This window comes from Phyllobacterium zundukense (genome assembly GCF_002764115.1).
GTDB lineage: Bacteria > Pseudomonadota > Alphaproteobacteria > Rhizobiales > Rhizobiaceae > Phyllobacterium > Phyllobacterium zundukense.
In genome coordinates this window covers 1,933,191-1,958,233 of the sequence record NZ_CP017940.1, presented here as the reverse complement: position 1 = coordinate 1,958,233, position 25,043 = coordinate 1,933,191, and the positions used below count along the sequence as shown (strand labels likewise).

The 25,043-nt window shown below is 57.4% G+C and carries 21 protein-coding genes and 3 tRNA genes; 18 read left to right on the top strand and 6 right to left on the bottom strand.

Translation table 11 applies throughout. The features are described from left to right. Positions 1–23 precede the first annotated feature (23 nt). The gene (locus tag BLM14_RS09810) at positions 24–317 is read right to left on the bottom strand and encodes a hypothetical protein (protein WP_133123853.1); all 294 of its coding nucleotides are present in this window, start codon (positions 315–317) and stop codon (positions 24–26) included. Between the two features lie 307 nt (positions 318–624). Further along, positions 625–999 (bottom strand): VOC family protein, encoded by a 375-nt coding sequence (locus BLM14_RS09805; RefSeq protein WP_099999185.1) that lies wholly within the window; start codon positions 997–999, stop codon positions 625–627. 493 nt (positions 1,000–1,492) lie between these two features. Between BLM14_RS09805 and BLM14_RS09800 the strand changes: the two genes are divergently transcribed. The 3 genes from BLM14_RS09800 (at position 1,493) to BLM14_RS09790 (ending at position 5,373) form a co-directional block, all read left to right on the top strand. Beyond that, positions 1,493–2,323 (top strand): nickel-binding protein, encoded by an 831-nt coding sequence (locus BLM14_RS09800; protein ID WP_099999184.1) that lies wholly within the window; start codon positions 1,493–1,495, stop codon positions 2,321–2,323. Between the two features lie 224 nt (positions 2,324–2,547). Next, positions 2,548–2,814: a DUF2277 domain-containing protein gene (locus BLM14_RS09795; protein ID WP_099999183.1), complete on the top strand. Its 267-nt coding sequence runs from the start codon at positions 2,548–2,550 to the stop codon at positions 2,812–2,814. 909 nt (positions 2,815–3,723) lie between these two features. Beyond that, a complete protein-coding gene (locus BLM14_RS09790) occupies positions 3,724–5,373 on the top strand; it encodes an FAD-binding dehydrogenase (RefSeq protein ID WP_099999182.1) in 1,650 nt (549 codons plus the stop codon). A gap of 39 nt (positions 5,374–5,412) precedes the next feature. On the opposite strand, the gene BLM14_RS09785 is transcribed toward BLM14_RS09790, so the two are convergent. From BLM14_RS09785 to rlmB, 3 genes are all read right to left on the bottom strand, one after another. Further along, positions 5,413–6,006: a YceI family protein gene (locus tag BLM14_RS09785; RefSeq protein WP_099999181.1), complete on the bottom strand. Its 594-nt coding sequence runs from the start codon at positions 6,004–6,006 to the stop codon at positions 5,413–5,415. Then, the gene (locus tag BLM14_RS09780) at positions 6,003–6,602 is read right to left on the bottom strand and encodes a cytochrome b (protein ID WP_099999180.1); all 600 of its coding nucleotides are present in this window, start codon (positions 6,600–6,602) and stop codon (positions 6,003–6,005) included. Before BLM14_RS09780 ends, BLM14_RS09785 begins: the two co-directional genes overlap by 4 nt. A gap of 101 nt (positions 6,603–6,703) precedes the next feature. Next, positions 6,704–7,567 carry a 23S rRNA (guanosine(2251)-2'-O)-methyltransferase RlmB gene (gene rlmB / locus BLM14_RS09775; protein WP_099999179.1) on the bottom strand — a complete coding sequence of 288 codons (864 nt, stop codon included), beginning with the start codon at positions 7,565–7,567 and terminating at the stop codon, positions 6,704–6,706. Positions 7,568–7,807: 240 nt separating this feature from the next. On the opposite strand from rlmB, the gene BLM14_RS09770 reads away from it, so the two are divergent. The 13 genes from BLM14_RS09770 to rpoC all read left to right on the top strand — a co-directional run bounded on the left by BLM14_RS09770 (position 7,808) and on the right by rpoC (position 23,165). Continuing rightward, positions 7,808–7,892 (top strand) — tRNA-Tyr (locus tag BLM14_RS09770). Between the two features lie 25 nt (positions 7,893–7,917). Further along, positions 7,918–7,991 (top strand) — tRNA-Gly (locus BLM14_RS09765). A 238-nt stretch (positions 7,992–8,229) separates the two neighbouring features. Next, positions 8,230–9,405 (top strand): elongation factor Tu, encoded by a 1,176-nt coding sequence (gene tuf, locus BLM14_RS09760; protein WP_099999166.1) that lies wholly within the window; start codon positions 8,230–8,232, stop codon positions 9,403–9,405. A 200-nt stretch (positions 9,406–9,605) separates the two neighbouring features. Then, complete coding sequence (locus tag BLM14_RS31005) at positions 9,606–10,670, top strand: hypothetical protein (protein ID WP_133123854.1); 1,065 nt, start codon at positions 9,606–9,608, stop codon at positions 10,668–10,670. Positions 10,671–10,846: 176 nt separating this feature from the next. Further along, a tRNA-Trp gene (locus tag BLM14_RS09750) sits at positions 10,847–10,922 on the top strand. A 227-nt stretch (positions 10,923–11,149) separates the two neighbouring features. Beyond that, a complete protein-coding gene (gene secE, locus BLM14_RS09745; RefSeq protein WP_099999177.1) occupies positions 11,150–11,350 on the top strand; it encodes a preprotein translocase subunit SecE in 201 nt (66 codons plus the stop codon). A gap of 37 nt (positions 11,351–11,387) precedes the next feature. Continuing rightward, positions 11,388–11,918: a transcription termination/antitermination protein NusG gene (gene nusG, locus BLM14_RS09740; protein ID WP_099999176.1), complete on the top strand. Its 531-nt coding sequence runs from the start codon at positions 11,388–11,390 to the stop codon at positions 11,916–11,918. A gap of 139 nt (positions 11,919–12,057) precedes the next feature. Continuing rightward, positions 12,058–12,486 carry a 50S ribosomal protein L11 gene (rplK, locus tag BLM14_RS09735; RefSeq protein WP_099999175.1) on the top strand — a complete coding sequence of 143 codons (429 nt, stop codon included), beginning with the start codon at positions 12,058–12,060 and terminating at the stop codon, positions 12,484–12,486. 4 nt (positions 12,487–12,490) lie between these two features. Continuing rightward, positions 12,491–13,189 (top strand): 50S ribosomal protein L1, encoded by a 699-nt coding sequence (gene rplA, locus BLM14_RS09730; protein WP_099999174.1) that lies wholly within the window; start codon positions 12,491–12,493, stop codon positions 13,187–13,189. A 346-nt stretch (positions 13,190–13,535) separates the two neighbouring features. Beyond that, positions 13,536–14,054 carry a 50S ribosomal protein L10 gene (gene rplJ / locus BLM14_RS09725; protein WP_099999173.1) on the top strand — a complete coding sequence of 173 codons (519 nt, stop codon included), beginning with the start codon at positions 13,536–13,538 and terminating at the stop codon, positions 14,052–14,054. A gap of 47 nt (positions 14,055–14,101) precedes the next feature. After that, complete coding sequence (rplL, locus tag BLM14_RS09720) at positions 14,102–14,479, top strand: 50S ribosomal protein L7/L12 (RefSeq protein ID WP_099999172.1); 378 nt, start codon at positions 14,102–14,104, stop codon at positions 14,477–14,479. 185 nt (positions 14,480–14,664) lie between these two features. Then, a complete protein-coding gene (gene rpoB, locus BLM14_RS09715) occupies positions 14,665–18,816 on the top strand; it encodes a DNA-directed RNA polymerase subunit beta (RefSeq protein ID WP_099999171.1) in 4,152 nt (1,383 codons plus the stop codon). 140 nt (positions 18,817–18,956) lie between these two features. Beyond that, positions 18,957–23,165, top strand: a complete 4,209-nt coding sequence (gene rpoC / locus BLM14_RS09710; protein ID WP_099999170.1) for a DNA-directed RNA polymerase subunit beta' — start codon at positions 18,957–18,959, stop codon at positions 23,163–23,165. A gap of 219 nt (positions 23,166–23,384) precedes the next feature. Here rpoC and BLM14_RS09705 read toward each other — a convergent pair whose 3' ends face one another. After that, on the bottom strand, positions 23,385–23,666 hold the full coding sequence (locus BLM14_RS09705) for a hypothetical protein (RefSeq protein ID WP_099999169.1): 282 nt from the start codon (positions 23,664–23,666) through the stop codon (positions 23,385–23,387). 468 nt (positions 23,667–24,134) lie between these two features. Between BLM14_RS09705 and rpsL the strand changes: the two genes are divergently transcribed. Next, positions 24,135–24,506: a 30S ribosomal protein S12 gene (rpsL, locus tag BLM14_RS09700; RefSeq protein ID WP_008121760.1), complete on the top strand. Its 372-nt coding sequence runs from the start codon at positions 24,135–24,137 to the stop codon at positions 24,504–24,506. Between the two features lie 60 nt (positions 24,507–24,566). Further along, complete coding sequence (rpsG, locus tag BLM14_RS09695; protein WP_099999168.1) at positions 24,567–25,037, top strand: 30S ribosomal protein S7; 471 nt, start codon at positions 24,567–24,569, stop codon at positions 25,035–25,037. The last annotated feature ends 6 nt before the right edge of the window (positions 25,038–25,043 follow it).

Below are 25,043 nucleotides of genomic sequence, written 5' to 3'. Positions count from 1 at the left end.
GCGCGAACCAATCCCCCAAAACGTTACTGGCCTGTCATGATGACGTTAGGGCCGCGCCCCATGGTGCAAGCTTTCAGACGGGCGATTTCCGCCCCATGGTCGCCGCCGGCCATGCTGGATACCGGCAAGCCAATCAGGAAGACGCCAAGCGCGTCATTCGTCGCGGCGGATTGCTGAACCGTTGACAGGGCGGCAAGTTGTTGCGCCGCGTTGGGCGGGCAATTGCTGGCGTAGGCAAGCGGCTGGATGCGGCCGGGCGGCGTGGCGCAACCGGCGAGCAGGGCGATGGCAATGAATGGTGATGCTAGTTTCTTCAATTTGGTCATTTCCCCGAAAGCGTTTCTCATCAGGCCGGTTTGCTTCATCCCCCCGGCGACGGGCGGGCGCCCGAATGCTCAGAGTACATGCCCAAGGCTTAAGGATTGCGCCCGAGTAAAATTAAGGTTTTAACCATCTAACGCGCATCAATGGCTAACTAGTTTTTCCTTATTTCGTGACAGGGCCGGTTTTTTCTAAAGCGCCGCAAGTCGCGGTCCCAGGCGAGCCTGTTCAAACGCCACTCGTCGCTCGACGAACTGGTAAGGCGGGCGAAGCCCGCTTGTTGACGTCTCCTCAATCGAAGGGTTAGGCCTCAGGTTCGTGGCAAACCGCTTCTATGTTGTGCCCGTCCGGGCCAATGACGAACGCTGCATAGTAGTTCGCGTGGTAGTGCGGGCGCAGACCAGGCGCACCGTTATCTTTGCCACCCGCCTCCAGAGCCGCGCGATAGAAGGCTTCGACTTGCTGGCGATTCTCGGCCGTGAACGCCAAGTGAAGATGCGCCGGCTTCTCCTCGGTTTGGTACAGGCACAATGAAGCCTTGCCCTTTGGACTAAGCTCGACGCCGTATGTCGGCGGCCCCTCCGATACAACAGCTACGCCGAGTGGTTCGAGTGCCGTGAGGAAGAACGCTTTGCTCGCTTCATAGTCGCTGACTCCGAATTTGACGTGGTCGAACATGAGTTCTCCTGAAATTTGTGGGCCTGCCTGACGCATAGGCAATCTTTTAACGTCCTGTGCTGCGCATTTTGCAAAGTCTGCCTGCGCTGCTAAGCGGTTTCGCGGCTGGTTTTGCGTCTCTGCAAAAAATGGGAGGAAGATGCGCAACCGGGATTGCAGCAGTGTCTTCCTCCCCAAATCTGACTGCGGGCATGTGGGGGACATTTGGCAGTCAGCAAAGACAGATTACAGTGCACAACCAACCGGTGTCCAATGAGTGTTTTGCAACCTGCTGGATTAAAAATTCATAATTTTGATGCATCGGCGCCTGGGGTTTTCAAAGGGATTTGCAAGGATCGATTGCTGATAGCCACCTGTGTAGTACAATGGCGGTTCACTATCGTTGATAACCTCGGCGGAGGACCAGGGATAGTCGGGCGATGGCCGATTGGAACTGCGTCAATCGCACCTGCATGACATTCGCAGTTGGTTCAAGACTGGGAGGGAGCCGATAATGCCCATATTCATGGACCGGCATGATATGAAGGGTGTTACAGCCGCTGAGATCGCAGAGGCGCATCGCAAGGACCTCGAAGTCCAGGACCGGTATGGGGTCAGGTTCCTTACATATTGGTTCGACGACAAGCGGGGCACCACCTTCTGCCTCATCGATGCACCCGACAAGGATACGGCGCAATGCGTGCACCGCGAAGCGCATGGCCATGTGGCGGGTGAGGTCGTGGAGGTCGCGCTTTCTGCTGTGGAGGCATTTCTCGGCCGCATCCAGGACCCGGAACCATCTGAAGATCACTCGGGTGCGCAGATGGACTGCGGACATCGGGCAATCATGTTCACCGATATCGTGGGTTCGACCAAGATGACCGAACGTCTCGGCGATCGGAGGGCAACTGAATTGGTCCGCGCTCACGACTCCATCGTGCGCAGGTGTTTGAGCCGTTCGGGTGGACATGAGGTAAAGCACACTGGCGATGGGATTATGGCGTCCTTCGCCTCTACATCGGAAGCTCTCGATTGTGCTGCTTCCATTCAGCAGGAGTTCCGCCGGTTCAACCTTGGTAATCCAGAGCCGCTTCACATACGCATCGGCTTGGATTGCGGGGAGCCCATCGAGGACAGTCACGATCTCTTCGGTTCTACGGTCCAACGCGCCGCCCGGTTGTGCGCTGCTGCGGCGACTGACCAGATTCTCGTTTCGGAAGACATATGTCTTGAGGGCGGCGGTCCCGACATCTTCAAACAGACGAGGCATCGGCGCTTCAAGGGGTTTTCAAACCCCGTCGCTGCGTTCGAGTACATCTGGACAAATCCGAACGCCGGCAGGTGATGTCACGTTGGAATCGCGCCTGAAGTCCAGGCCAGCCGCACAGCTATCTGAACGCTTACAGCCTGTCCCATCTTGCAAAATGCGCTGCCTCGCGCTTGGATAGCGATAGCATTTGTCGCCCAACGGGAAGGCATCGGCAGCTCCGGTCTTCCGTTGCGAGCAATTTCGCGGGCTGTACGCCAAAGCCCGCCCTTATCTTTGTGATCGAGAACAAGGAGACCGCCATGTGCCGCAACATCAAAACATTGTTCAACTTCGAGCCGCCCGCGACCCAGGATGAAATTGACGCTTCCGCTCTGCAATTCGTGCGCAAGCTCTCCGGGTTCAACAAGCCGTCGCAGGCCAATGCGGAGGTGTTCGACCGGGCTGTTGCGGAAGTCGCGGATGCGGCGCGCCGTCTGCTTTCATCCCTCCATACGCACGCGCCGTCGCGGGATCGTGACATCGAAGCCGAACGGGCACGCGAGCGGGCAAGGGTCAGATTCGCGTAGGGAGCGGCGCGTAGCGATTTCGGCATCTTAGCGAGCGTAGCAAAGCTCAAGTGCCAGAGATCGCAAGAGAGGGGTAGTTTTGCAGTGATCTTGCTTTGGATGAAAAGGCACCCACCTCTCCGTCATCCTCGGGCTTGACCCGAGGACCCACGGCAAAGGGCGAGAATTTATCCACCATCCCGACGCGATCCAGGGAACGAAACCGTCAACGCAAACGGCCATTGGGAATTTCACTTTGCTGGAATGCGTTGCGTGCCGTGATATTCCAATCCTTCTCAACCGTGGGTCCTCGGGTCAAGCCCGAGGATGACGGAAAGGGGCACCCTACGATTATTGGAGAAGAAGGTGTCGGTCGAACCTCACCCGATCTCACCGCACGTAAAATAATCCCGCCAACTTATCCAACACCTGCAAACCTCGTTTATTCTTCTCCCGTCCTTTCCACGGGGAACTGCTTCCGGAGCCGTTCGAAGCGGGGAGAGGATCGGCGCCTCCGATGGCGGGTAACGGACCCGCGGAAGTTGCATCCAAGGGTTCCCCTGCCGGTACTAGGACCGGTGCGTGCTGGACGAGCACTGTGAGGGGCGGTGGGTCAGGTAAGGGCTACGAGCCCGGCCGCTGCCGTCGCGACGCGGAACGGATGCGATAGAAAAACGCCGGACGGGCGGTCTTCGGATCGCATATCACTACCAAAAGACGCGCTTCGACGACCGCCCGTCTTCCCAACCATTCAATGGCCAGACTCGAGATGAGGGCGTGGCAAGGGAGAAACGTGATGGGTTTTCGGGGCTTTCCGTTCCACATCTCAATTCGAACTTGCCGAAGCATGGCTTTTGACAGACAACGTTGACGTAAAGGTAATATGAATTTACCCGGCTTGTCAGGCCGTTGGAATTGGGAGGTTTCAGTATGGCATATGATGCCGACGCCATCGTCATCGGCGCGGGGCTCGCGGGGCTGGTTGCGGCGACGGAATTGGCCGACGCTGGAAAACGCGTGATCATCCTCGATCAGGAGCCGGAGCAGACGCTTGGTGGACAGGCGTGGCGGTCGTTCGGCGGGTTGTTCTTTGTCGATTCTCCCGAGCAGCGCCGTTTGCGCATCAGGGATTCGCGGGCGCTTGCCCTGCAGGACTGGATAGGTTCGGCCGGTTTCGACCGGGAGGAAGATCATTGGCCACGCAAATGGGCGGAGGCCTATATCGATTTTGCGGCGGGCGAGAAACGCTCATGGCTGCATGCGCAGGGCATGCGCTGGTTCCCAGTCGTCGGCTGGGCCGAGCGCGGCGGATCGCTGGCCACCGGACACGGCAATTCGGTGCCGCGCTTTCATATCACCTGGGGAACGGGGCTTGGCGTGGTCGAGCCATTCATTCGCCGCGCCCGCGAGGCCGAGCGGCAAGGCCGCATTTCCTTCCGCTTCCGCCATCGGGTAACAACGCTGGTCACGAGCGCCGGAACGGTGGACGGGGTCGAAGGCGAGATACTTGTGCCCAGCGACGTCAGGCGCAGCGAGCCGAGCTCGCGCATTGTCGCGGACACATTTGCCCTGAAGGCGCAAGCCATCATCGTTGCAAGCGGCGGTATCGGTGGCAACCACGATCTGGTGCGCAAGAACTGGCCCAAGCGGCTGGGAACGCCGAAACATCTGATCAGCGGCGTGCCAGACCATGTCGACGGGCTGATGCTGGGTGTCGCCGAGCGGGCAGGCGCGCATCTGATCAACGGCGACCGCATGTGGCATTATGTAGAGGGCGTGCACAATTGGGACCCGATCTGGACCAAGCACGCAATCCGCATCCTGCCCGGCCCGTCATCGCTGTGGTTCGATGCGCAGGGTGATCGCCTGCCGGCGCCGTGCATGCCGGGTTTCGACACCTTGTCGACGCTCGATCGCATCATGAAGTCCGGTTACGACTATTCCTGGTTCGTGCTGAACCAGACGATCGTGAAGAAGGAATTCACGCTTTCCGGTTCGGAGCAGAATCCCGACTTTACCAGCAAAAGCTGGCGACAGGTGGCGAAGCGCGCCCTCGGCGGCGTGCCTGCACCGGTCCAGGCCTTCCTAGACAATGGCGAGGATTTCATCGTCGAGAAGGATTTGTCCGATCTGGTGCGCCGCATGAATGCGCTGACCGGCGACAATCTCATCGATGCGGGCAGGCTGAGGGCGCAGATCGTGGCGCGGGACCGCGAAGTCGATAATCCCTATACGAAAGACGCGCAGATCACGGCCATCCGCGGCGCCCGCAATTATATTGGCGACAGGCTGGTGCGCGTGGTTCCGCCGCACAAGATCCTCGATCCGAAGCACGGACCCCTGATCGCCGTTCGGCTCAACATCCTGACCCGCAAATCGCTCGGCGGTATCGAGACGGATCTGAGCGCTCGGGCGCTGAAAGCAGATGGCGAGCCGCTGGCCGGCGTCTATGCCGTGGGCGAGGCGGCCGGCTTCGGTGGCGGCGGCATGCATGGCTACAATTCGCTCGAGGGCACGTTCCTCGGCGGCTGCATCTTCTCGGGTCGCACGGCGGGCAGGGCGGCGGCGAAGGCTCTCTGAACGCCGCCTCAGGCCGGTTTGATCAGGCGGATTTGGCAGTTATGAGCGCTGACCGCGGATGGTCATGTCGAACTGGACGACATTGGAATAGATCGGCGTGCCGACATCCATGCCATAGCGTGAGCGCATGACCTTGCCCTGTACATGAAAGGTGATCGAATTCTTGCCATGGTCCGAAAGGTTGGCCTGAAAACTTGCCGGGCTGCTCTTGCCGCGTGCCGTCAGGATGCCGGCCACCTCGGCCGTGTCGGCGCTGGTCTGCGTGATTTGCGTCGACTTGAAGGTGATGGTTGGATAATTCGCGGAGTCGAAAACCGCATCCGAGCGCAGGAAGCTCTCGATCCGAGCTTGCCCGGTGGAAACGCTTTCCGGATAGAGCGTGAAATTAATCATCGACTGGCTGATGTCTGACTTGTTCAGCGCGAACGTGCCGGAGAACTTCTTGAAATTGCCGGTAATGCCGCCCCCGCCCACCTGGGAAACGGTAAAGCCGACACGAGATGAGGGCTGGATAGCATAGCGCCCCGCAACTTCGGACAACGTGTCCGCTTGGGCAGCGATCGGGGAGAAGGCAAGGAGGGTGGCAATGCCCGCCCGCAGAACGTTGGAAAATAGTGCGTCAGTGGTCTTCATGATGATTTTCCTGTCAGTTTGAACGCCTCTTGCCGGCTTTTCGCGGCAGTCGGGCTCAGCATACGCATGAGGATTGCATCCCTCTGCCAGAAATGGTGGTGCAGCGCTGCAAGGATGTGCGCTACCGCGACGAAGGCGGATAGATAGGCGAGCCAGGCGTGGCTGGCCGTCCAGAAAGCCTCGGCAGCGTCGGATATCGTGATGGGAAGTTGCGGGATCACGACGAGATTGAACATGAATGTCGGAATTTGCAGGGGCGAACTCGATGCCACCGCCCAGCCGGTCAGCGGCACAAGAAACAGGCTGAGATAGAGGATGGTATGGGCGCCATGCGCGGCTACCCGCTCAACCGGGCTCATGCTTTGAGGATCACGCGGCCGAGGATTCGCGACTTTCCAGAGAAGACGGAACGCAGAGAGGCCAAGAATCAGGAAGCCAAAGGATTTGTGCCACTGGTAGAGGCTGAACTGGAGGGTGAAATCGCTCACCCTGACCATCAGATAGCCAAGCACGATCTGTCCAATAAAAATGAGGCCGATGATCCAGTGAAAGAGGATCGACACCAAACCAAACGATTCCCTGCTATTTCGCAGCATCAGCGCACTCCATCGCGCAGGTCGCTCAAATCATGAGACAAGACCTGGCGCGAGGTGAACACCGCTGATCCGAATAATATTCGGGATCGTTTCGCTTTTTTCTAGCCGGTCTTGGTACTCAGGAAACGCTGCGCTGCATAAAGCGAGATTGCGGCGGCGTTTGAAACGTTCAGCGATTTGATCGCGCCGGGCATATCCAGCCGGGCGAGGTGGGTGACCGTCTCACGCGTCTTCTGCCGCAGCCCCTTGCCCTCGGCGCCGAGGACAAGCGCAATGCGGCCCTCCGCCATAGTCTTCTCGAGCTCAAGCGGGCCTTCCGAATCAAGGCCGATCGTTGCGAAGCCGAGTTCGTGCAATTCGCCGATCGCATCGGCAAGATTGCGCACCTCGATATGTGGAATAAGTTCCAGGGCACCGGAGGCGGCCTTTGCCAGAACACCGGATTCCTGCGGGCTGTGACGTGCGGTGGTGATGATGGCACCTGCACCAAAGGCGACGGCGGAACGCATGATGGCGCCGACATTGTGCGGATCGGTGACCTGATCGAGAATCAGGAGCAGCGAACTGTCCTGCAGCGCCTTGAGCGACTGGGCCTTGAGCGGCTTGGCCTCGATCATGACGCCCTGATGCACGGCCTCCGAACCGGTTTCGCGATCGATGGCGCGTGGGTCGACAATTTCAACGTCGAAGGGCAGGGCGTCCGAATCGGCAATCTCCAGCCGGTCGAGCGCATTCTTCGTCACCAGCATCCGCTTGATCTGGCGCGCGGGATTGTCCAGCGCAGCGCGCACCGTATGCAGGCCATAAAGCCGCACAAGGCCTTCCGGCGCCTGGGTGCCATCGACAGCCGGGCGCGACGCGCGCTGGGCTTGCGGCGGACCTCCGGCCTTCTGGTCGCGGAACTGACGGCGCAGCGTCGCATAATGTGAATCTTTGGGTGTACGGGAAGGTTTTTGATCGGTCATGGTGCCGACATATACTCTTTTGACCGGCCAGGCGATACCGAGTTGTCACCGAAATCGCAGGCGCTGGCTCGTTTACCGTCATATTTCTTCAACCTATTTCCACAAGCCATTCATTTTCTGAAGGGAAGTGTTGACACCACGTGGGCTAGTCGGCATAAGGCCCTCCGCAAGCAGCAGCCGGGACGCATGTCCGGGAGGCTTTGCAGAGTGCCATATGGTGCGGTTCCATCGGCAGTGACCGGAGGGGTGCCCGAGTGGTTAAAGGGGACGGACTGTAAATCCGTTAGCTTGGCTTACGTTGGTTCGAATCCAACCCCCTCCACCACTGCCGGAACCGAACGCCATGATGTGCGGGTATAGCTCAGTGGTAGAGCAGCAGCCTTCCAAGCTGAATATGCGGGTTCGATTCCCGCTACCCGCTCCAGATTTGCAAGGGCACCGCGTGCACGCGACAGTGCGCAGGGGTGCTCTTCGATTTTGTCTTGAGCATTGTACCTTCGCTCATGTGTTTCCATATGAACGAGCAGGCTTAGGCAATTCAAACCCGATTGATCGTTTTTGATCGAGCGGGTGACTGTGCTGACGGACGGCTTGCTGTCTCGTCTGAGCTACAAACATGGTACCGGCGCAAGACCGGTTGTGATGACGAGAGAACGACAGCTATGGCTAAGAGCAAGTTTGAACGTAACAAGCCGCACGTCAACATTGGCACGATTGGTCACGTTGACCATGGCAAGACGTCGTTGACGGCAGCGATTACGAAGTATTTTGGAGAGTACAAGGCGTACGACCAGATCGACGCAGCGCCGGAAGAAAAGGCGCGCGGCATCACGATCTCGACGGCGCACGTTGAATATGAGACGGCGGCGCGTCACTATGCGCACGTCGATTGCCCCGGCCACGCCGACTATGTGAAGAACATGATCACCGGTGCGGCACAGATGGACGGCGCGATCCTGGTTGTGTCGGCTGCCGACGGCCCGATGCCGCAGACGCGCGAGCACATTCTTCTGGCCCGTCAGGTTGGCGTTCCGGCGATTGTGGTGTTCCTGAACAAGGTCGACCAGGTTGACGATGCCGAGCTGCTCGAACTGGTTGAGCTGGAAGTACGCGAGCTTCTGTCGAAGTACGACTTCCCGGGCGACGACATTCCGATCGTCAAGGGTTCGGCTTTGGCTGCGCTGGAAGACTCCAACAAGGAAATCGGCGAAGACGCGGTACGCGCGCTGATGGCGGAAGTCGACAAGTACATTCCGACGCCAGAGCGTCCGGTTGACCTGCCGTTCCTGATGCCGATCGAAGACGTGTTCTCGATCTCCGGCCGTGGTACGGTTGTGACGGGCCGCGTTGAGCGCGGGATCGTCAAGGTCGGCGAAGAAGTCGAGATCATCGGCATCAAGCCGACGTCGAAGACGACGGTGACCGGCGTTGAAATGTTCCGCAAGCTGCTCGATCAGGGCCAGGCTGGCGACAACATCGGTGCCTTGCTTCGCGGTGTTGACCGTGAAGGCGTCGAGCGCGGCCAGATCCTTGCCAAGCCAGGTTCGGTCAAGCCGCACACCAAGTTCAAGGCAGAAGCCTATATCCTGACGAAGGATGAAGGTGGCCGTCATACGCCATTCTTCACCAACTACCGTCCGCAGTTCTACTTCCGCACGACCGACGTGACGGGTGTAGTGACGCTGCCGGAAGGCACGGAAATGGTCATGCCCGGCGACAACATCGCAGTCGATGTGACGCTGATCGTGCCGATCGCGATGGAAGAGAAGCTGCGCTTCGCTATCCGTGAAGGTGGCCGCACCGTCGGTGCAGGCATCGTATCGTCGATCATTGAGTAAACGACTGCATCGAACGAATTTAGAATTGGAAAAGGCGGCCGAGTTGGCCGCCTTTTTTGTATTACCGGATTGGTTCTTCGGACGATTGAAATAACTGTAGCAAATGCCGGGATTCTGCGGATAAATAACTTTGGGCAGAGCATGGGGTGGCGTTCCTGCCCAGACGACTACGGCCATCTGGTGATATTGGGATATTGGGTGTGGCGTTGCGTTTTGGTCTGTTTTGGCTTTGCCTGTCGGTTCTCCTTGTCAACAGCACAAGCCAAGCCGACGTGGCCGGCTCGGGCCCGGAGCCCGGAAATACCAGCGTGCCTTACGCGCCGCCGCGATTACCGACTTTTCCCAAAATGGATTGCGGCATCACAACCTGTCCTTACGCGCCGGCCAGGTTGCCTGATGTAGTGCCGCCGTCGATAGGTGGCAGGCCCCAGCAATTCACGCCCTACACGCCTGCAAGACTGCCGGAGTTACCTCAAACAGCTCCGGTTGCGACGGTGCCGAAGCCGGCTGCAAAGCAGCCCAAGCAATTCGAACCCTATACGCCTTCTGACACTGCCATGCGCTTCGTAATTGTCCGTAACGCGAGCCCGAGCTGCGAGCCGTTGTGTCCTGAGTGGATATCGGCATCTGGCACGATCATGACGAACTCGCCATCGAAGCTACGCAAGGTTCTCAAGCAACTGGGAAAAAGGAAGCTGCCCATCGTGATTGATTCGAATGGCGGCAACGTAGACGCTGCGATGGAAATGGGCCGGATGATCCGAAAGGGCAGGCTGAATGTTTCGGTTGGGAGCACCAGCTTCACACGATGTCATCCGGATCAGAAGGGTTGCAAGTCGCCTTATCAGGACGGTGCCTTCTCCGGTTATTCCTATCCCGGATTTGCCAATTGTCTGTCGGCCTGTCCCTTTATACTTGCTGCGGGAACAAAAAGGTCGGTCAGTCTGTGGTCGCAAGTCGGCATCCATCAGATTACGACGACCGTCACGAAAATGATGACGAGGTACGAGACAACCTATCGAATTGTCAAAGGCAAGCGGAAAACCGTCAATACGCGCGTGCTCAATCGCAAGACAACCGGCAGCTATACGACGACCGACCTGAGCAAGTCGCAACGCAGGCACATCGACCGCTATTTCATGGAGATGGGGGTAAATAAAACACTGGTTGAGCGGATGCTGGCAATTCCCGCGAGTGATATTGCGATTCTCTCCGCGGAAGAACTCGAGCAATACGGATTGGCGACGGAGCGTGGCGATCAGTAACTGCGGGCAGCCTTTCCCTCTTGAAAACTGCGTTCTAACCCAGCTTAAGAAGGTGCAATAGCGGCGAATGCGGGCATTTGCCGGGCAAGAGTGCCTGCCGGCGTTCTAATTCCTGCAAAGCAATGCCGATAGGGCTTGAAATAACAGCGGGTTTGTGGAATGTACGCCCCGAACGTAGGGGAGTAGCTCAGTTGGTAGAGCGGCGGTCTCCAAAACCGTAGGTCGCAGGTTCGAATCCTGTCTCCCCTGCCAATGCATAGTCTGCCCGTACACGATTGGATGGTGTATCGCGCAGATGTTTGGAAAGAAACGAATCCGGGGCCTTGTGTTTTACCGGAATCGGTTCTATGTAACATCAACAGACACGCGGTGCGTGGAGCTGAACGGTCAGCTTTACGGGCCGTAATGGTGTGGACAGATGGTGTTGTGACGATTGCAACACAGCATGTTTACAGCAACATGACACGCACGAGCGGTAAATGGCATCCAAAACGAATCCAATAACTTTTTTTCAGCAAGTGCGCGCTGAAACCGCAAAGGTCACCTGGCCTTCGCGTCGCGAAACGCTCATTTCCACCGCGATGGTGATGGTAATGGCGTTTTTTGCTGCGATCTTTTTTTTCGCGGCTGATCAGTTGATGGCGTACGGGATCGATCTCGTTCTCGGTCTTGGTCGTTAACGCAGGCTGACAAGAAAATCGGGATTGGGAATCAATAATGACCGCGCGCTGGTATATCGTTCACGCCTATTCGAATTTTGAAAAGAAGGTCGCAGAGTCGATCGAAGAAAAGGCGAGGCAGAAGGGTCTGTCGCACCTTTTCGAGAAGATCCTCGTGCCGACTGAAAAAGTGGTCGAAGTGCGTCGTGGCCGCAAGGTCGATGCTGAGCGCAAGTTCTTCCCGGGCTATGTCATGGTTCGTGCCGAGTTGACGGATGATGCCTATCATCTGATCAAGAACACGCCGAAAGTGACGGGCTTCCTCGGTTCGGACAACAAGCCGATCGCCATCTCCGACAAGGAAGCCGAGCGCATCCTGACTCAGGTCCAGGAAGGTGTCGAGCGTCCAAAGGCTTCGATCTCGTTCGAGATTGGCGAAAGCGTTCGGGTTGCCGATGGTCCGTTTGCTTCGTTCAACGGCACTGTTCAGGAAGTCGACGAAGAGCGTTCGCGCCTCAAGGTAGAGGTTTCGATTTTCGGCCGCGCTACGCCGGTCGATCTGGAATTTGGTCAGGTCGAAAAGGTCTGATCCATCTGGCGGCTCCCTGAGCTGCCGCCACATCAGTGGCAAACATGGTGGGAGGTGAGTCGGTCTTAGCCGGACCATCAAGCCGCACCACCAAACTGCAACCGCCGGTTTTCCGGCACAATGTAAAGGCAGAGAAGTTATGGCTAAGAAAGTAGCAGGCCAGCTCAAGCTGCAGGTTTCGGCAGGATCGGCAACGCCGTCCCCGCCGATCGGACCGGCACTTGGTCAGCGCGGCATCAACATCATGGAATTCTGCAAGGCCTTCAATGCGGCTACGCAGGAACTGGAAAAGGGTTCGCCCATTCCGGTCGTGATTACATATTATCAGGACAAGTCCTTCACCTTTGTGATGAAGACGCCGCCGGTGTCTTACTTCCTCAAGAAGGCTGCAAACCTGAAGTCCGGTTCGAAAGAACCAGGTAAGGTTGTTGCTGGCAAGATCTCGCGCGACAAGGTCCGCGAAATCGCTCAAGCAAAGATGAAAGACCTGAACGCAGCGGACGTTGAAGCCGCCATGCGCATGGTCGAAGGTTCTGCCCGTTCGATGGGCCTGGAAGTGGTGGGCTGAGACGATGGCAAAACTTTCAAAGCGTGTAGCGAAGGTTCGTGAAGGCGTTGACCGCAACAAGCTCTATGACCTGACTTCGGCTATTGCCATGGTCAAGGAGCGTGCGGTTGCCAAGTTCGACGAGACGATCGAAGTTGCAATGAATCTCGGCGTTGATCCCCGCCATGCGGACCAGATGGTTCGCGGCGTTGTCAATCTGCCGAATGGTACGGGCCGTACGGTTCGCGTGGCTGTGTTTGCCCGCGGCGAAAAGGCTGAAGAAGCCAAGAAGGCCGGTGCTGATGTCGTTGGTGCGGAAGATCTGTTCGAGATCGTCAATGGCGGCAAGATCGATTTCGATCGCTGCATTGCCACTCCGGACATGATGCCGCTCGTCGGCCGTCTCGGTAAGGTTCTCGGCCCGCGCGGCATGATGCCAAACCCGAAGGTCGGTACGGTTACCACTGACGTCGCTGCTGCCGTCAAGGCTTCCAAGGGCGGTGCCGTCGAGTTCCGCGTCGAGAAGGCCGGTATTGTTCACGCTGGCGTTGGCAAGGCATCCTTCGATGCCAAGGCGCTGGAAGAGAACATCAAGGCATTCGCCGATGCAGTCACCAAGGCAAAGCCAGCTGGCGCCAAGGGTGAATACGTCAAGCGTGTCGCGATTTCTTCGACGATGGGCGCTGGCGTCAAGATCGATCCATCAACCGTACGTCCTGCGTAACTGTTGATTGAACTCTCAAGCCTAACCGTTTGAGATGATAAGAATTCCAGGCCCTTCGGGGCCTGGATAACCGGATGAAAGTCCGGTTATCCTGTCCGAGATTGCGGGTGGTTCGCCTTAATATCGCAAGAACCCGCATGAGACGTGGAACAACCAGGTTTTGAGGGCATCGCCCAATGAACAAGGTTCGAACCGTAGTTGCCTTTCGCTTGCAGCCGATTTCGGCGAAGCAGGGGGGACAGGATCCTCAAGTGCTGTGTGGTTCCAGTTTTCGAGTTGGCCCCTTGCAGCAAAAGGCAACCCGGCAGGGACGCAATCAAGCGTTTCTGTCAAATGGAGAGAGACAGTGGAAAAAGCGGAAAAGCGCGAATTCGTCGCGTGGCTGAATGGGGTCTTCAAGGACTCTGGTTCAGTTGTCGTGGCCCACTATACCGGTCTCACCGTTGCGCAGCTGAGCGATCTTCGCTCCAAGATGCGTGATGCTGGTGGCACCGTTAAAGTCGCGAAGAACCGCCTTGCCAAGATCGCTCTTCAGGGCACGGATTCGGAAGGTATCGCTGACCTGTTCACAGGTCAGACACTCGTTGCCTATTCCAACGATCCGATTACGGCACCAAAGATCGCCATTGAATTTGCCAAGGGTAACGAAAAGCTCGTCATCCTCGGTGGCTCGATGGGAGCAACAACTCTCGACCCGGATGGTGTGAAGGCTCTGGCCGCACTTCCATCACTCGACGAGTTGCGCGCAAAGCTGGTTGGTATGATCCAGACACCGGCTACCCGCATCGCTCAGATCGTCAACGCACCGGCAGGTCAGCTTGCCCGCGTTTTCGGCGCCTATGCCCGGAAGGACGAAGCGGCATAAGGCCGTTCTCGCTGTCAAAATATCGAACCTTGTAAAGGAATACCAAAATGACTGATCTCGCAAAGATCGTAGACGACCTGTCCAACCTGACCGTTCTCGAAGCTGCTGAACTTTCGAAGCTTCTTGAAGAGAAGTGGGGCGTTTCTGCCGCTGCTCCGGTTGCTGTTGCTGCTGCCGCTGGCGGTGGTGCAGCTGCTGCTGCAGTTGAAGAAAAGACTGAATTCGACGTCGTTCTGACCGAAGCCGGTGCTAACAAGATCAACGTGATCAAGGAAGTACGCGCTATCACCGGTCTCGGCCTCAAGGAAGCCAAGGACCTCGTTGAAGCCGCTCCTAAGGCGGTCAAGGAAGCTGCTACCAAGGACGAAGCTGACAAGATCAAGGCACAGCTCGAAGCTGCTGGCGCCAAGGTCGAACTCAAGTAAGTCTTGCGTTATTGGCGGGCAGGGCAACCTGTCCGCCAACTATCCCCTTCGGGGGTTCCGGTACTGAACCCTTTTCCTGACGGCAATTTCGATGCTTTCAGGAAACGGGTTTTGTCCCGTTCACGGGGCCGCATACGCGGTTTTAAGAAACAGGCCAGTTTCTGGCATAAAGACGAGGAGCGACGATGGCTCAGACCCATTCTTTCAATGGTCGTAGGCGCGTACGCAAGTTTTTCGGTAAGATTCCGGAAGTCGCAGAGATGCCGAACCTCATCGAGGTTCAGAAAGCTTCCTACGATCAGTTTCTGATGGTGGAAGAGCCCAAGGGCGGGCGTCTGGATGAAGGCTTGCAGGCTGTATTCAAGTCTGTATTCCCGATTTCGGATTTCTCTGGTGCTTCCATGCTCGAATTCGTCAAGTACGAATTCGAAGCTCCAAAGTTCGACGTTGACGAATGCCGTCAGCGCGATTTGACCTATGCTGCGCCGCTCAAGGTGACGCTGCGCCTCATCGTGTTCGATATTGACGAAGATACCGGCGCGAAGTCGATCAAGGACATCAAGGAACAGGACGTTTACATGGGCGACATGCCGCTCATGACCGACAACGGCACGTTCATTGTCAACGGCACCGAGCGCGTGATCGTATCGCAGATGCACCGTTCGCCGGGCGTCTTCTTCGATCATGACAAGGGCAAGACGCATTCGTCCGGCAAGCTTCTGTTTGCCGCGCGCGTCATTCCTTATCGCGGTTCCTGGCTCGATATCGAATTCGACGCCAAGGATGTTGTCTATGCGCGTATCGATCGCCGCCGCAAGATTCCTGCGACATCGCTATTGATGGCGCTTGGCATGGATTCGGAAGAAATCCTGTCGACCTTCTACAACTCCATCGCCTTCAACCGTGATGGGGATACCTGGCGGATTCCTTTCTCCGTGGACCGTTTCCGCGGATTCAAGGCGACGACTGACGTTATTGACGCTGATACCGGTGAAGTCATTCTCGAATCCGGCAAGAAGCTGACGGCACGCAGTGCAAAGCAGTTTGCTGAAAAGGGCCTCAAGTTCATCAAGGCGACCGAAGACGACCTGTTGGGCACCTATCTTGCCGAAGACATCGTCAACATGGAAACCGGTGAAGTCTATCTCGAAGCCGGCGACGAGCTTGATGAGAAGACGCTCAAGGTTCTGCTCGATACCGGTGTCAGCGAAATCAACGTTCTCGATATCGACCATGTCAATATCGGACCGTACATTCGCAACACGCTTGCCGTGGACAAGAACGAAAACCGCCAGGACGCGCTGTTCGACATCTACCGCGTCATGCGTCCGGGTGAACCGCCAACGATTGACTCGGCCGAGGCCATGTTCAAGTCGCTGTTCTTCGATTCAGAGCGTTATGATCTCTCAGCCGTTGGCCGCGTGAAGATGAATATGCGCCTTGATCTCGATGCGGAAGATACCGTTCGTATCCTGCGCAAGGAAGACATCCTGGCCGTGGTCAAGATGCTGGTCGACCTGCGCGATGGCCGCGGTGAAATCGACGACATCGACAATCTCGGCAACCGCCGTGTGCGTTCGGTCGGCGAATTGATGGAAAACCAGTACCGTGTTGGTCTGCTCCGCATGGAGCGCGCCATCAAGGAACGCATGTCGTCCATCGAAATCGATACCGTCATGCCGCAGGACCTGATCAACGCGAAGCCGGCAGCCGCTGCCGTCCGCGAGTTCTTCGGTTCCTCGCAGCTGTCGCAGTTCATGGATCAGACCAACCCGCTGTCCGAGATCACGCACAAGCGTCGTCTTTCGGCATTGGGACCCGGCGGTTTGACCCGCGAGCGCGCAGGCTTTGAAGTCCGCGACGTTCATCCGACGCATTACGGCCGTATCTGCCCGATCGAGACGCCGGAAGGCCCGAACATCGGTCTGATCAACTCGCTCGCAACCTTCGCCCGGGTCAACAAGTATGGCTTCATCGAAAGCCCGTACCGCAAGATCATCGATGGCAAGGTGACGGACGAAGTCGTTTATCTGTCCGCTATGGAAGAAGCCAAGTACCACGTGGCGCAGGCCAATGTGGAACTCGACGCTTCCGGCGCATTCACGGACGAGTTCGTTGTCTGCCGTCATGCGGGTGAAGTTCTGATGGCGCCGCGTGAAAACGTGGACCTGATGGACGTTTCGCCAAAGCAGCTCGTCTCGGTTGCCGCAGCGCTCATTCCGTTCCTGGAAAACGACGACGCCAACCGCGCCCTGATGGGCTCGAATATGCAGCGTCAGGCCGTTCCTCTGGTTCGTGCCGAAGCGCCGTTCGTCGGAACAGGCATGGAGCCGGTGGTCGCTCGCGACTCCGGTGCCGCTATCGGTGCACGCCGTACAGGTATCGTCGATCAGGTCGATGCGACCCGTATCGTTATCCGTGCAACGGAAGACCTCGTACCGGGCAAGTCAGGCGTCGATATCTATCGCCTGATGAAGTTCCAGCGCTCGAACCAGAACACCTGCATCAATCAGCGTCCGCTGGTTCGTGTTGGCGACCGGATCGAAAAGGGTGACATCATCGCTGACGGCCCTTCGACGGATCTGGGCGATCTGGCTCTCGGCCGTAACGTGCTCGTCGCGTTCATGCCGTGGAATGGCTACAACTACGAAGACTCCATCCTTCTGTCTGAAAAGATCGTTTCGGATGACGTGTTCACCTCGATCCATATCGAGGAGTTCGAAGTCATGGCCCGCGACACGAAGCTTGGACCGGAAGAAATCACGCGTGACATTCCGAACGTTTCGGAAGAAGCGCTGAAGAACCTGGACGAAGCCGGTATCGTGTATATCGGTGCCGAAGTTCAGCCTGGCGATATCCTCGTCGGCAAGATCACGCCGAAGGGCGAAAGCCCGATGACGCCGGAAGAGAAGCTTCTGCGCGCCATCTTCGGTGAGAAGGCTTCGGACGTTCGTGACACCTCGATGCGCATGCCGCCCGGGACCTACGGTACGGTTGTGGAAGTTCGCGTTTTCAATCGCCACGGCGTTGAAAAGGACGAGCGCGCCATGGCTATCGAGCGCGAGGAAATCGAGCGTTTGGCCAAGGACCGCGACGACGAACAGGCAATCCTGGACCGCAACGTCTATGGCCGTCTGGCCGATGTTCTCAATGGCAAGTCTGCCGTTGCCGGACCGAAGGCGTTCAAGAAGGGTACTGTCGTTACACAGGACGTCATGGGCGAATACCCGCGTTCCCAGTGGTGGCAGTTTGCTGTCGAGGACGAGAAGATCCAGGGCGAAATCGAAGCTCTGCGCAACCAGTACGACGACTCCAAGAAGCTGCTCGAGCAGCGCTTCATGGACAAGGTCGAGAAGGTCCAGCGCGGCGACGAGATGCCTCCAGGCGTCATGAAGATGGTCAAGGTCTTTGTCGCTGTGAAGCGCAAGATCCAGCCAGGCGACAAGATGGCTGGCCGTCACGGCAACAAGGGCGTTGTTTCGCGTATCGCCGCTGTTGAGGATATGCCGTTCCTTGAAGACGGGACGCATGTCGACATCGTGCTCAATCCGCTTGGCGTGCCAAGCCGCATGAATGTCGGGCAGATCCTTGAAACGCATCTGGGCTGGGCCTGCGCCGGAATGGGCAAGAAGATCGGGGAACTGATCGAAGCCTACAAGGCACAGCACGCACAGGGTAACGGCGACATTGGTCCGCTGCGGGCGACGATTGAGTCGATCATTCCGGACAATGACCGCAATGAGCCGGTTCGCAACTATGACGACGAGAGCATCGTGCGTCTTGGCGAACAGATGAAGCGCGGCGTGTCGATTGCAACACCGGTGTTTGATGGTGCGCATGAACCGGACATCAACGTGATGCTGGAACAGGCGGGCCTGAAGTCCTCGGGTCAGTCGACGCTCTACGATGGACGTACGGGTGAAACTTTCGATCGTCAGGTGACTGTCGGCTACATCTACATGCTGAAGCTGCACCATCTGGTCGACGACAAGATCCACGCCCGTTCGATCGGACCATACTCGCTCGTTACGCAGCAGCCCCTGGGTGGTAAAGCCCAGTTCGGCGGCCAGCGCTTCGGTGAAATGGAGGTCTGGGCCCTCGAAGCATACGGTGCGGCTTACACGCTGCAGGAAATGCTTACGGTCAAGTCCGATGACGTCGCCGGTCGTACCAAGGTCTATGAAGCGATCGTCCGTGGCGACGATACGTTCGAGGCCGGTATTCCGGAGAGCTTCAACGTTCTCGTCAAGGAAATGCGCTCGCTCGGACTTAACGTCGAGCTGGACGATACGCGTCAGCAGGAACAGCAACAGGCTTTGCCGGACGCTGCAGAGTAAAAAGGGAAGGGTGCGCAGTCCGCTGCGCACCCGACCAGTTTGTTTCGAGCCGCTGCAGAAGCGGCATTTGATCTAGATGGACCGCGGCGGCGGATATCCATCGCAAGCAGAGGGCACTTTCTGCCCCATGGAGAAACGGCATGAACCAAGAGGTCATGAATCTTTTCAATCCTCAGGTGCCTGTGCAGGCATTCGATTCCATCCGGATTTCGATCGCCAGCCCTGAGAAGATTCTGTCCTGGTCATACGGTGAGATCAAGAAGCCGGAGACGATCAACTACCGCACCTTCAAGCCGGAGCGGGATGGTCTCTTCTGTGCTCGGATCTTCGGGCCGATCAAGGACTATGAATGCTTGTGCGGCAAGTACAAGCGCATGAAATACAAGGGCATCATCTGCGAAAAGTGCGGTGTGGAAGTCACGCTGTCACGCGTTCGCCGTGAGCGCATGGGCCATATCGAACTCGCAGCTCCGGTTGCGCACATCTGGTTCCTGAAGTCTTTGCCCAGCCGTATCGGCACGTTGCTCGACATGACCCTCAAGGGCATCGAGCGCGTTCTCTATTTCGAGAACTACATCGTGACCGAGCCAGGCCTGACTGCCCTTAAGGAGCACCAGCTCCTTTCGGAAGAAGAATACATGATCGCAGTCGATGAGTACGGTGAGGACGCCTTCACCGCTCTGATCGGCGCGGAAGCCATTCATGAACTTCTGGCTTCGATGGATCTGGAGAAGATCGCCGGCGATCTGCGTGCAGAACTCGCCGAGACCACTTCGGATCTGAAGCAGAAGAAGCTGATGAAGCGTCTGAAGATCGTCGAGAACTTCCTGGAGTCGGGCAACCGTCCGGAATGGATGATCATGAAGATCGTTCCGGTCATTCCGCCGGACCTGCGTCCTCTGGTTCCGTTGGATGGCGGCCGTTTTGCAACGTCCGATCTGAACGATCTTTATCGCCGCGTGATCAACCGTAACAACCGTCTGAAGCGCCTGATCGAACTGCGCGCTCCCGGCATCATCATCCGCAACGAGAAGCGCATGCTTCAGGAATCGGTTGATGCGTTGTTCGACAATGGCCGTCGCGGCCGTGTTATCACCGGTGCCAACAAGCGTCCGCTGAAGTCGCTGTCCGACATGCTCAAGGGCAAGCAGGGCCGCTTCCGTCAGAACCTGCTCGGCAAGCGCGTCGACTATTCCGGCCGTTCGGTCATCGTGACCGGTCCGGAACTGAAGTTGCACCAGTGCGGTCTGCCGAAGAAGATGGCGCTCGAACTGTTCAAGCCGTTCATCTATGCCCGTCTTGACGCCAAGGGGTATTCCTCGACCGTCAAGCAGGCAAAGAAGCTGGTTGAAAAGGAAAAGCCGGAAGTCTGGGATATTCTTGACGAGGTCATCCGCGAGCATCCGGTTCTCCTGAACCGTGCGCCGACGCTGCACCGTCTTGGTATCCAGGCATTCGAACCCACCCTGATCGAAGGCAAGGCAATCCAGCTGCATCCGCTCGTCTGTACCGCTTTCAACGCGGACTTCGACGGTGACCAGATGGCTGTTCACGTTCCGCTTTCCCTGGAAGCGCAGCTTGAAGCACGCGTTCTGATGATGTCGACGAACAACATCCTGCATCCCGCAAACGGTCTGCCGGTTATCGTTCCGTCGCAGGACATGGTTCTGGGGCTGTACTATCTGTCGATCGTTGCGGCTAAGGAGCCGGGCGAGGGCATGGCCTTTGCCGATATGGGCGAACTTCACCATGCCATCGGCAGCGGTGCTGTTACCCTGCACACCAAGATCAAGGGCCGCTTCAAGAGCATTGATGCGGACGGCAAGCCGACGTCGAAGATTTTCGAGACCACGCCTGGCCGCATGATCATCGGTGAGCTTCTGCCGAAGCATCACAATGTGCCTTTCGACATCTGCAATCAGGAAATGACCAAGAAGAACATCTCCAAGATGATCGACACGGTCTATCGCCATTGCGGTCAGAAAGAGACGGTCATTTTCTGCGATCGCATCATGCAGCTCGGCTTCAGCCATGCCTGCCGCGCCGGTATTTCCTTCGGCAAGGACGACATGGTCATTCCGGAAACCAAGGCGAAGCTGGTTGCTGAAACCGAAGCTTTGGCAACCGAATATGAGCAGCAGTACAATGACGGCCTGATCACTCAGGGCGAGAAGTACAACAAGGTCGTTGACGCTTGGGGCAAGTGCACCGAGAAGGTCGCCGATGAAATGATGGCGCGCATCAAGGCCGTCGAGTTCGATCCTGTTACTGGCCGCCAGAAGCAGATGAATTCGATCTACATGATGTCGCACTCCGGTGCTCGTGGTTCGCCGAACCAGATGCGTCAGCTGGGCGGTATGCGCGGTCTGATGGCCAAGCCTTCGGGCGAAATCATCGAAACGCCGATCATTTCGAACTTCAAGGAAGGCCTGACCGTGAACGAGTACTTCAACTCGACCCACGGTGCCCGCAAGGGTCTCGCCGACACCGCCTTGAAGACGGCTAACTCCGGTTATCTGACACGCCGTCTTGTTGACGTCGCGCAGGATTGCATTGTCATCTCCGTGGATTGCGGCACGACGACGGGCCTCACCATGCAGCCGATCGTTGATGCCGGCCAGGTTGTTGCGACCCTCGGCCAGCGTGTTCTCGGCCGTACGGCACTCGAAGACATCCTGCATCCGATTTCGGGCGACGTGCTTGTCACCGGTGGCAACATCATCGACGAATTCGATGTCGATGCCATCGAGAAGGCTGGCGTTCAGTCGATCCGCATCCGTTCGGCTCTTACCTGTGAGACCCGTGGCGGCATCTGCGCCAAGTGCTACGGCCGCGATCTGGCCCGTGGTACGCCGGTCAACCAGGGTGAAGCTGTCGGCGTTATCGCTGCTCAGTCGATCGGTGAGCCAGGCACGCAGTTGACGATGCGTACGTTCCACCTTGGTGGTACGGCACAGGTGGTCGATCAGTCGTTCCTCGAAGCCAGCTATGAAGGCACCGTGCAGATCCGCAACCGCAACGTGGTGCGTAACTCTGATGGCCATCTGGTCGTCATGGGCCGCAACATGGCCGTCGTCATCCTCGATGCGACCGGCAAGGAACGCGCTACACACCGCGTCACCTACGGTTCGCGTATCTATGTCGATGACGGCGATAACGTTAAGCGTGGCCAGCGTGTGGCCGAGTGGGATCCGTATACCCGTCCGGTCATGACGGAAGTCGAAGGTCATGTCGAATTCGAAGACATGGTCGATGGCCTCTCGGTTACGGAAACGACGGACGAGTCCACCGGTATCACCAAGCGCGTGGTTATCGACTGGCGTTCGACCCCGCGCGGTTCGGATCTGAAGCCTGCCATCGTCGTCAAGGACAAGGCCGGCAAGGTTCTGAAACTTGCAAAGGGTGGCGATGCACGCTTCCAGCTGTCCGTGGAATCGATCCTTTCGGTCGAGCCCGGCTCGCACGTGAAGGCGGGTGACGTTCTTGCCCGTATTCCGATGGAAAGCGCCAAGACCAAGGACATCACCGGTGGTCTGCCGCGCGTTGCGGAACTGTTCGAAGCCCGTCGTCCGAAGGATCATGCGATCATCGCCGAAATCGATGGTACGGTTCGCTTCGGCCGCGATTACAAGAACAAGCGTCGCATCGTCATCGAACCGAACGACGAGACGCTTGAGCCTGTCGAGTATCTGATCCCCAAGGGCAAGCCTTTCCATCTTCAGGACGGCGATGCCATTGAAAAGGGCGATTATATCCTCGACGGCAACCCGGCACCGCATGACATCCTGGCCATCAAGGGCGTGGAGGCTCTGGCTTCCTACCTCGTTAACGAAATCCAGGAAGTCTATCGTTTGCAGGGCGTTCTGATCAACGACAAGCACATCGAAGTGATTGTTCGTCAGATGCTGCAGAAGGTCGAGATCACCGAGTCCGGCGACACCGGCTTCATCCCCGGCGATCATGTTGACCGGATCGAGCTGGACGAAATCAACGAGCGTCTTGAAGAGGATGGCAAGAAGCCAGGCTACGGCACTCCTGTGCTGCTCGGCATCACCAAAGCCTCGCTGCAGACGCCGTCGTTCATCTCGGCAGCGTCCTTCCAGGAAACAACGCGCGTCCTCACGGAAGCCGCTGTTGCCGGCAAGATGGATGCTCTGCAGGGCCTGAAGGAAAACGTCATTGTTGGACGTCTGATCCCGGCAGGTACCGGCGGCACGGTCAAGCAGATCCGCCGCATTGCCGGAGCCCGCGACGAGTTGATCATCGACGAGCGCCGCAAGGAGTCGGGTGCAACGGCTGTGAAGGCTGGCCCGATGCTGACGGACATGACAGGCCAGCCGGCCGAATAAGCCGGTTCGTCAACCAATGAAAAAGGCCGCCCACGAGAAATCGCGGGCGGCCTTTTCGTTTCAGGATTCAACTGGGTGCACCTGAAGTGCTATCTGGAGTGGATAATCTTGTACCAGAATCGCCGATTCTCGTGCGGGATTTGCCATTCTCCGTATGAGATTCGCACGAAGACGTGCAAAGTCCTTATGAGAATGGACAATTGCCGTCAGCTAACGGGGCTACTCATTAAACTCAATGAGTGCAGCCTGACCGGTGAGGGCGTTCTTGTAAGCAGATAGGTGGGGTTCCTCTTCCGGCTCTTCGGTCAGCGTCCCGATCTCGAGCAGCTCCGCCTCGTCATAGCCTTCATTGGCAAGGATCTGCAGGGCGATGTTGACGAGATTGTCGGTGTCCTCGGTCATCAGGAGCAGATGCACCTGCCGCGGCTCGTCTTCCTTGTTCTTCCAGACATCGGCGACGATGAGCTGGACGGGTTTCGACTCGGATGGTGCAGATGACATTGAATGATTCCCGATTCCAGGTTTTAAGGGTGCAGAGTGGATATTTTGACGCCTCTTAGCATAAACCGGCATGAAAACGCTGTGCACGAATTGAAATTTTGCTTGAATTAATGCCTCGTCGGCGAAACTATCTTTCATTCAGGCCACAAAGCGCCTGCAAACGCTGCAAACCTTAATAATATTTGGGGTTCAGGCTTGACGAGAGCCTAGGGACCAAGTATCAGCAGCCCATCTGAGCCGATGTGAGATTGGCTGTTTCGGAGCGACACGCTCTGGAGTTCATCTCAAACAGGGTTCGTTTTACGATCGAAATGCAATTTGCCGCTCGCATGAAGCCACAGGGCTTCCTCTGCTTTTATTCGGGCAACCACCTCGCGGTGGTTTAATCGCCCGAATTCGTGCATGAGCATGGCGCTGAAACGGCCCTGACGGGCGAAGATACGAGATTTGTGAAAGAGGGAAGGTTGAATGCCTACCGTAAACCAGCTGATCCGCAAGCCGCGCACTGCGCCGGTAAAGCGCAATAAAGTCCCTGCTCTGCAGGAAAACCCGCAGAAGCGCGGCGTTTGCACTCGCGTCTATACGACGACACCGAAGAAGCCGAATTCGGCTCTCCGTAAGGTCGCCAAGGTGCGTCTGACGAACGGATTTGAAGTCATCGGATATATTCCGGGTGAGGGGCATAACCTTCAGGAACACTCCGTCGTGATGATCCGCGGCGGCCGTGTAAAGGATTTGCCGGGTGTTCGTTACCACATCATCCGTGGTGTTCTGGATACCCAGGGCGTCAAGAACCGCAAGCAGCGCCGTTCCAAGTACGGTGCGAAGCGTCCGAAGTAAGATTTTCCGGGACTTTGGCCACCAGGTAGGTCAACCCGATGCAGATAAGAGACAAAGAATATGTCCAGACGCCATAGTGCAGAAAAGCGTGAGATCAATCCGGATCCGAAGTTCGGCGATCTCGTTCTGACCAAGTTCATGAATGCAGTCATGCATCATGGCAAGAAGTCAATTGCTGAGCGTATCGTTTACGGTGCGCTTGAGTCCGTTGAGTCCAAGAGCAAGCAGGAGCCGGTTGCCCTGTTCCATCAGGCTCTCGACAATGTAGCGCCGCACGTAGAAGTACGTTCGCGCCGCGTTGGTGGTGCAACGTACCAGGTTCCGGTCGATGTTCGTCCGGAGCGTCGTCAGGCTCTTGCTATCCGTTGGCTCATCAATGCAGCCCGCGGCCGCAATGAGACGACGATGATCGATCGCCTGTCCGGTGAACTCCTGGATGCTGCGAACAACCGTGGCTCGGCTGTGAAGAAGCGTGAAGACACGCATCGCATGGCAGAAGCCAACCGCGCATTCTCGCATTACCGCTGGTAATCGTCG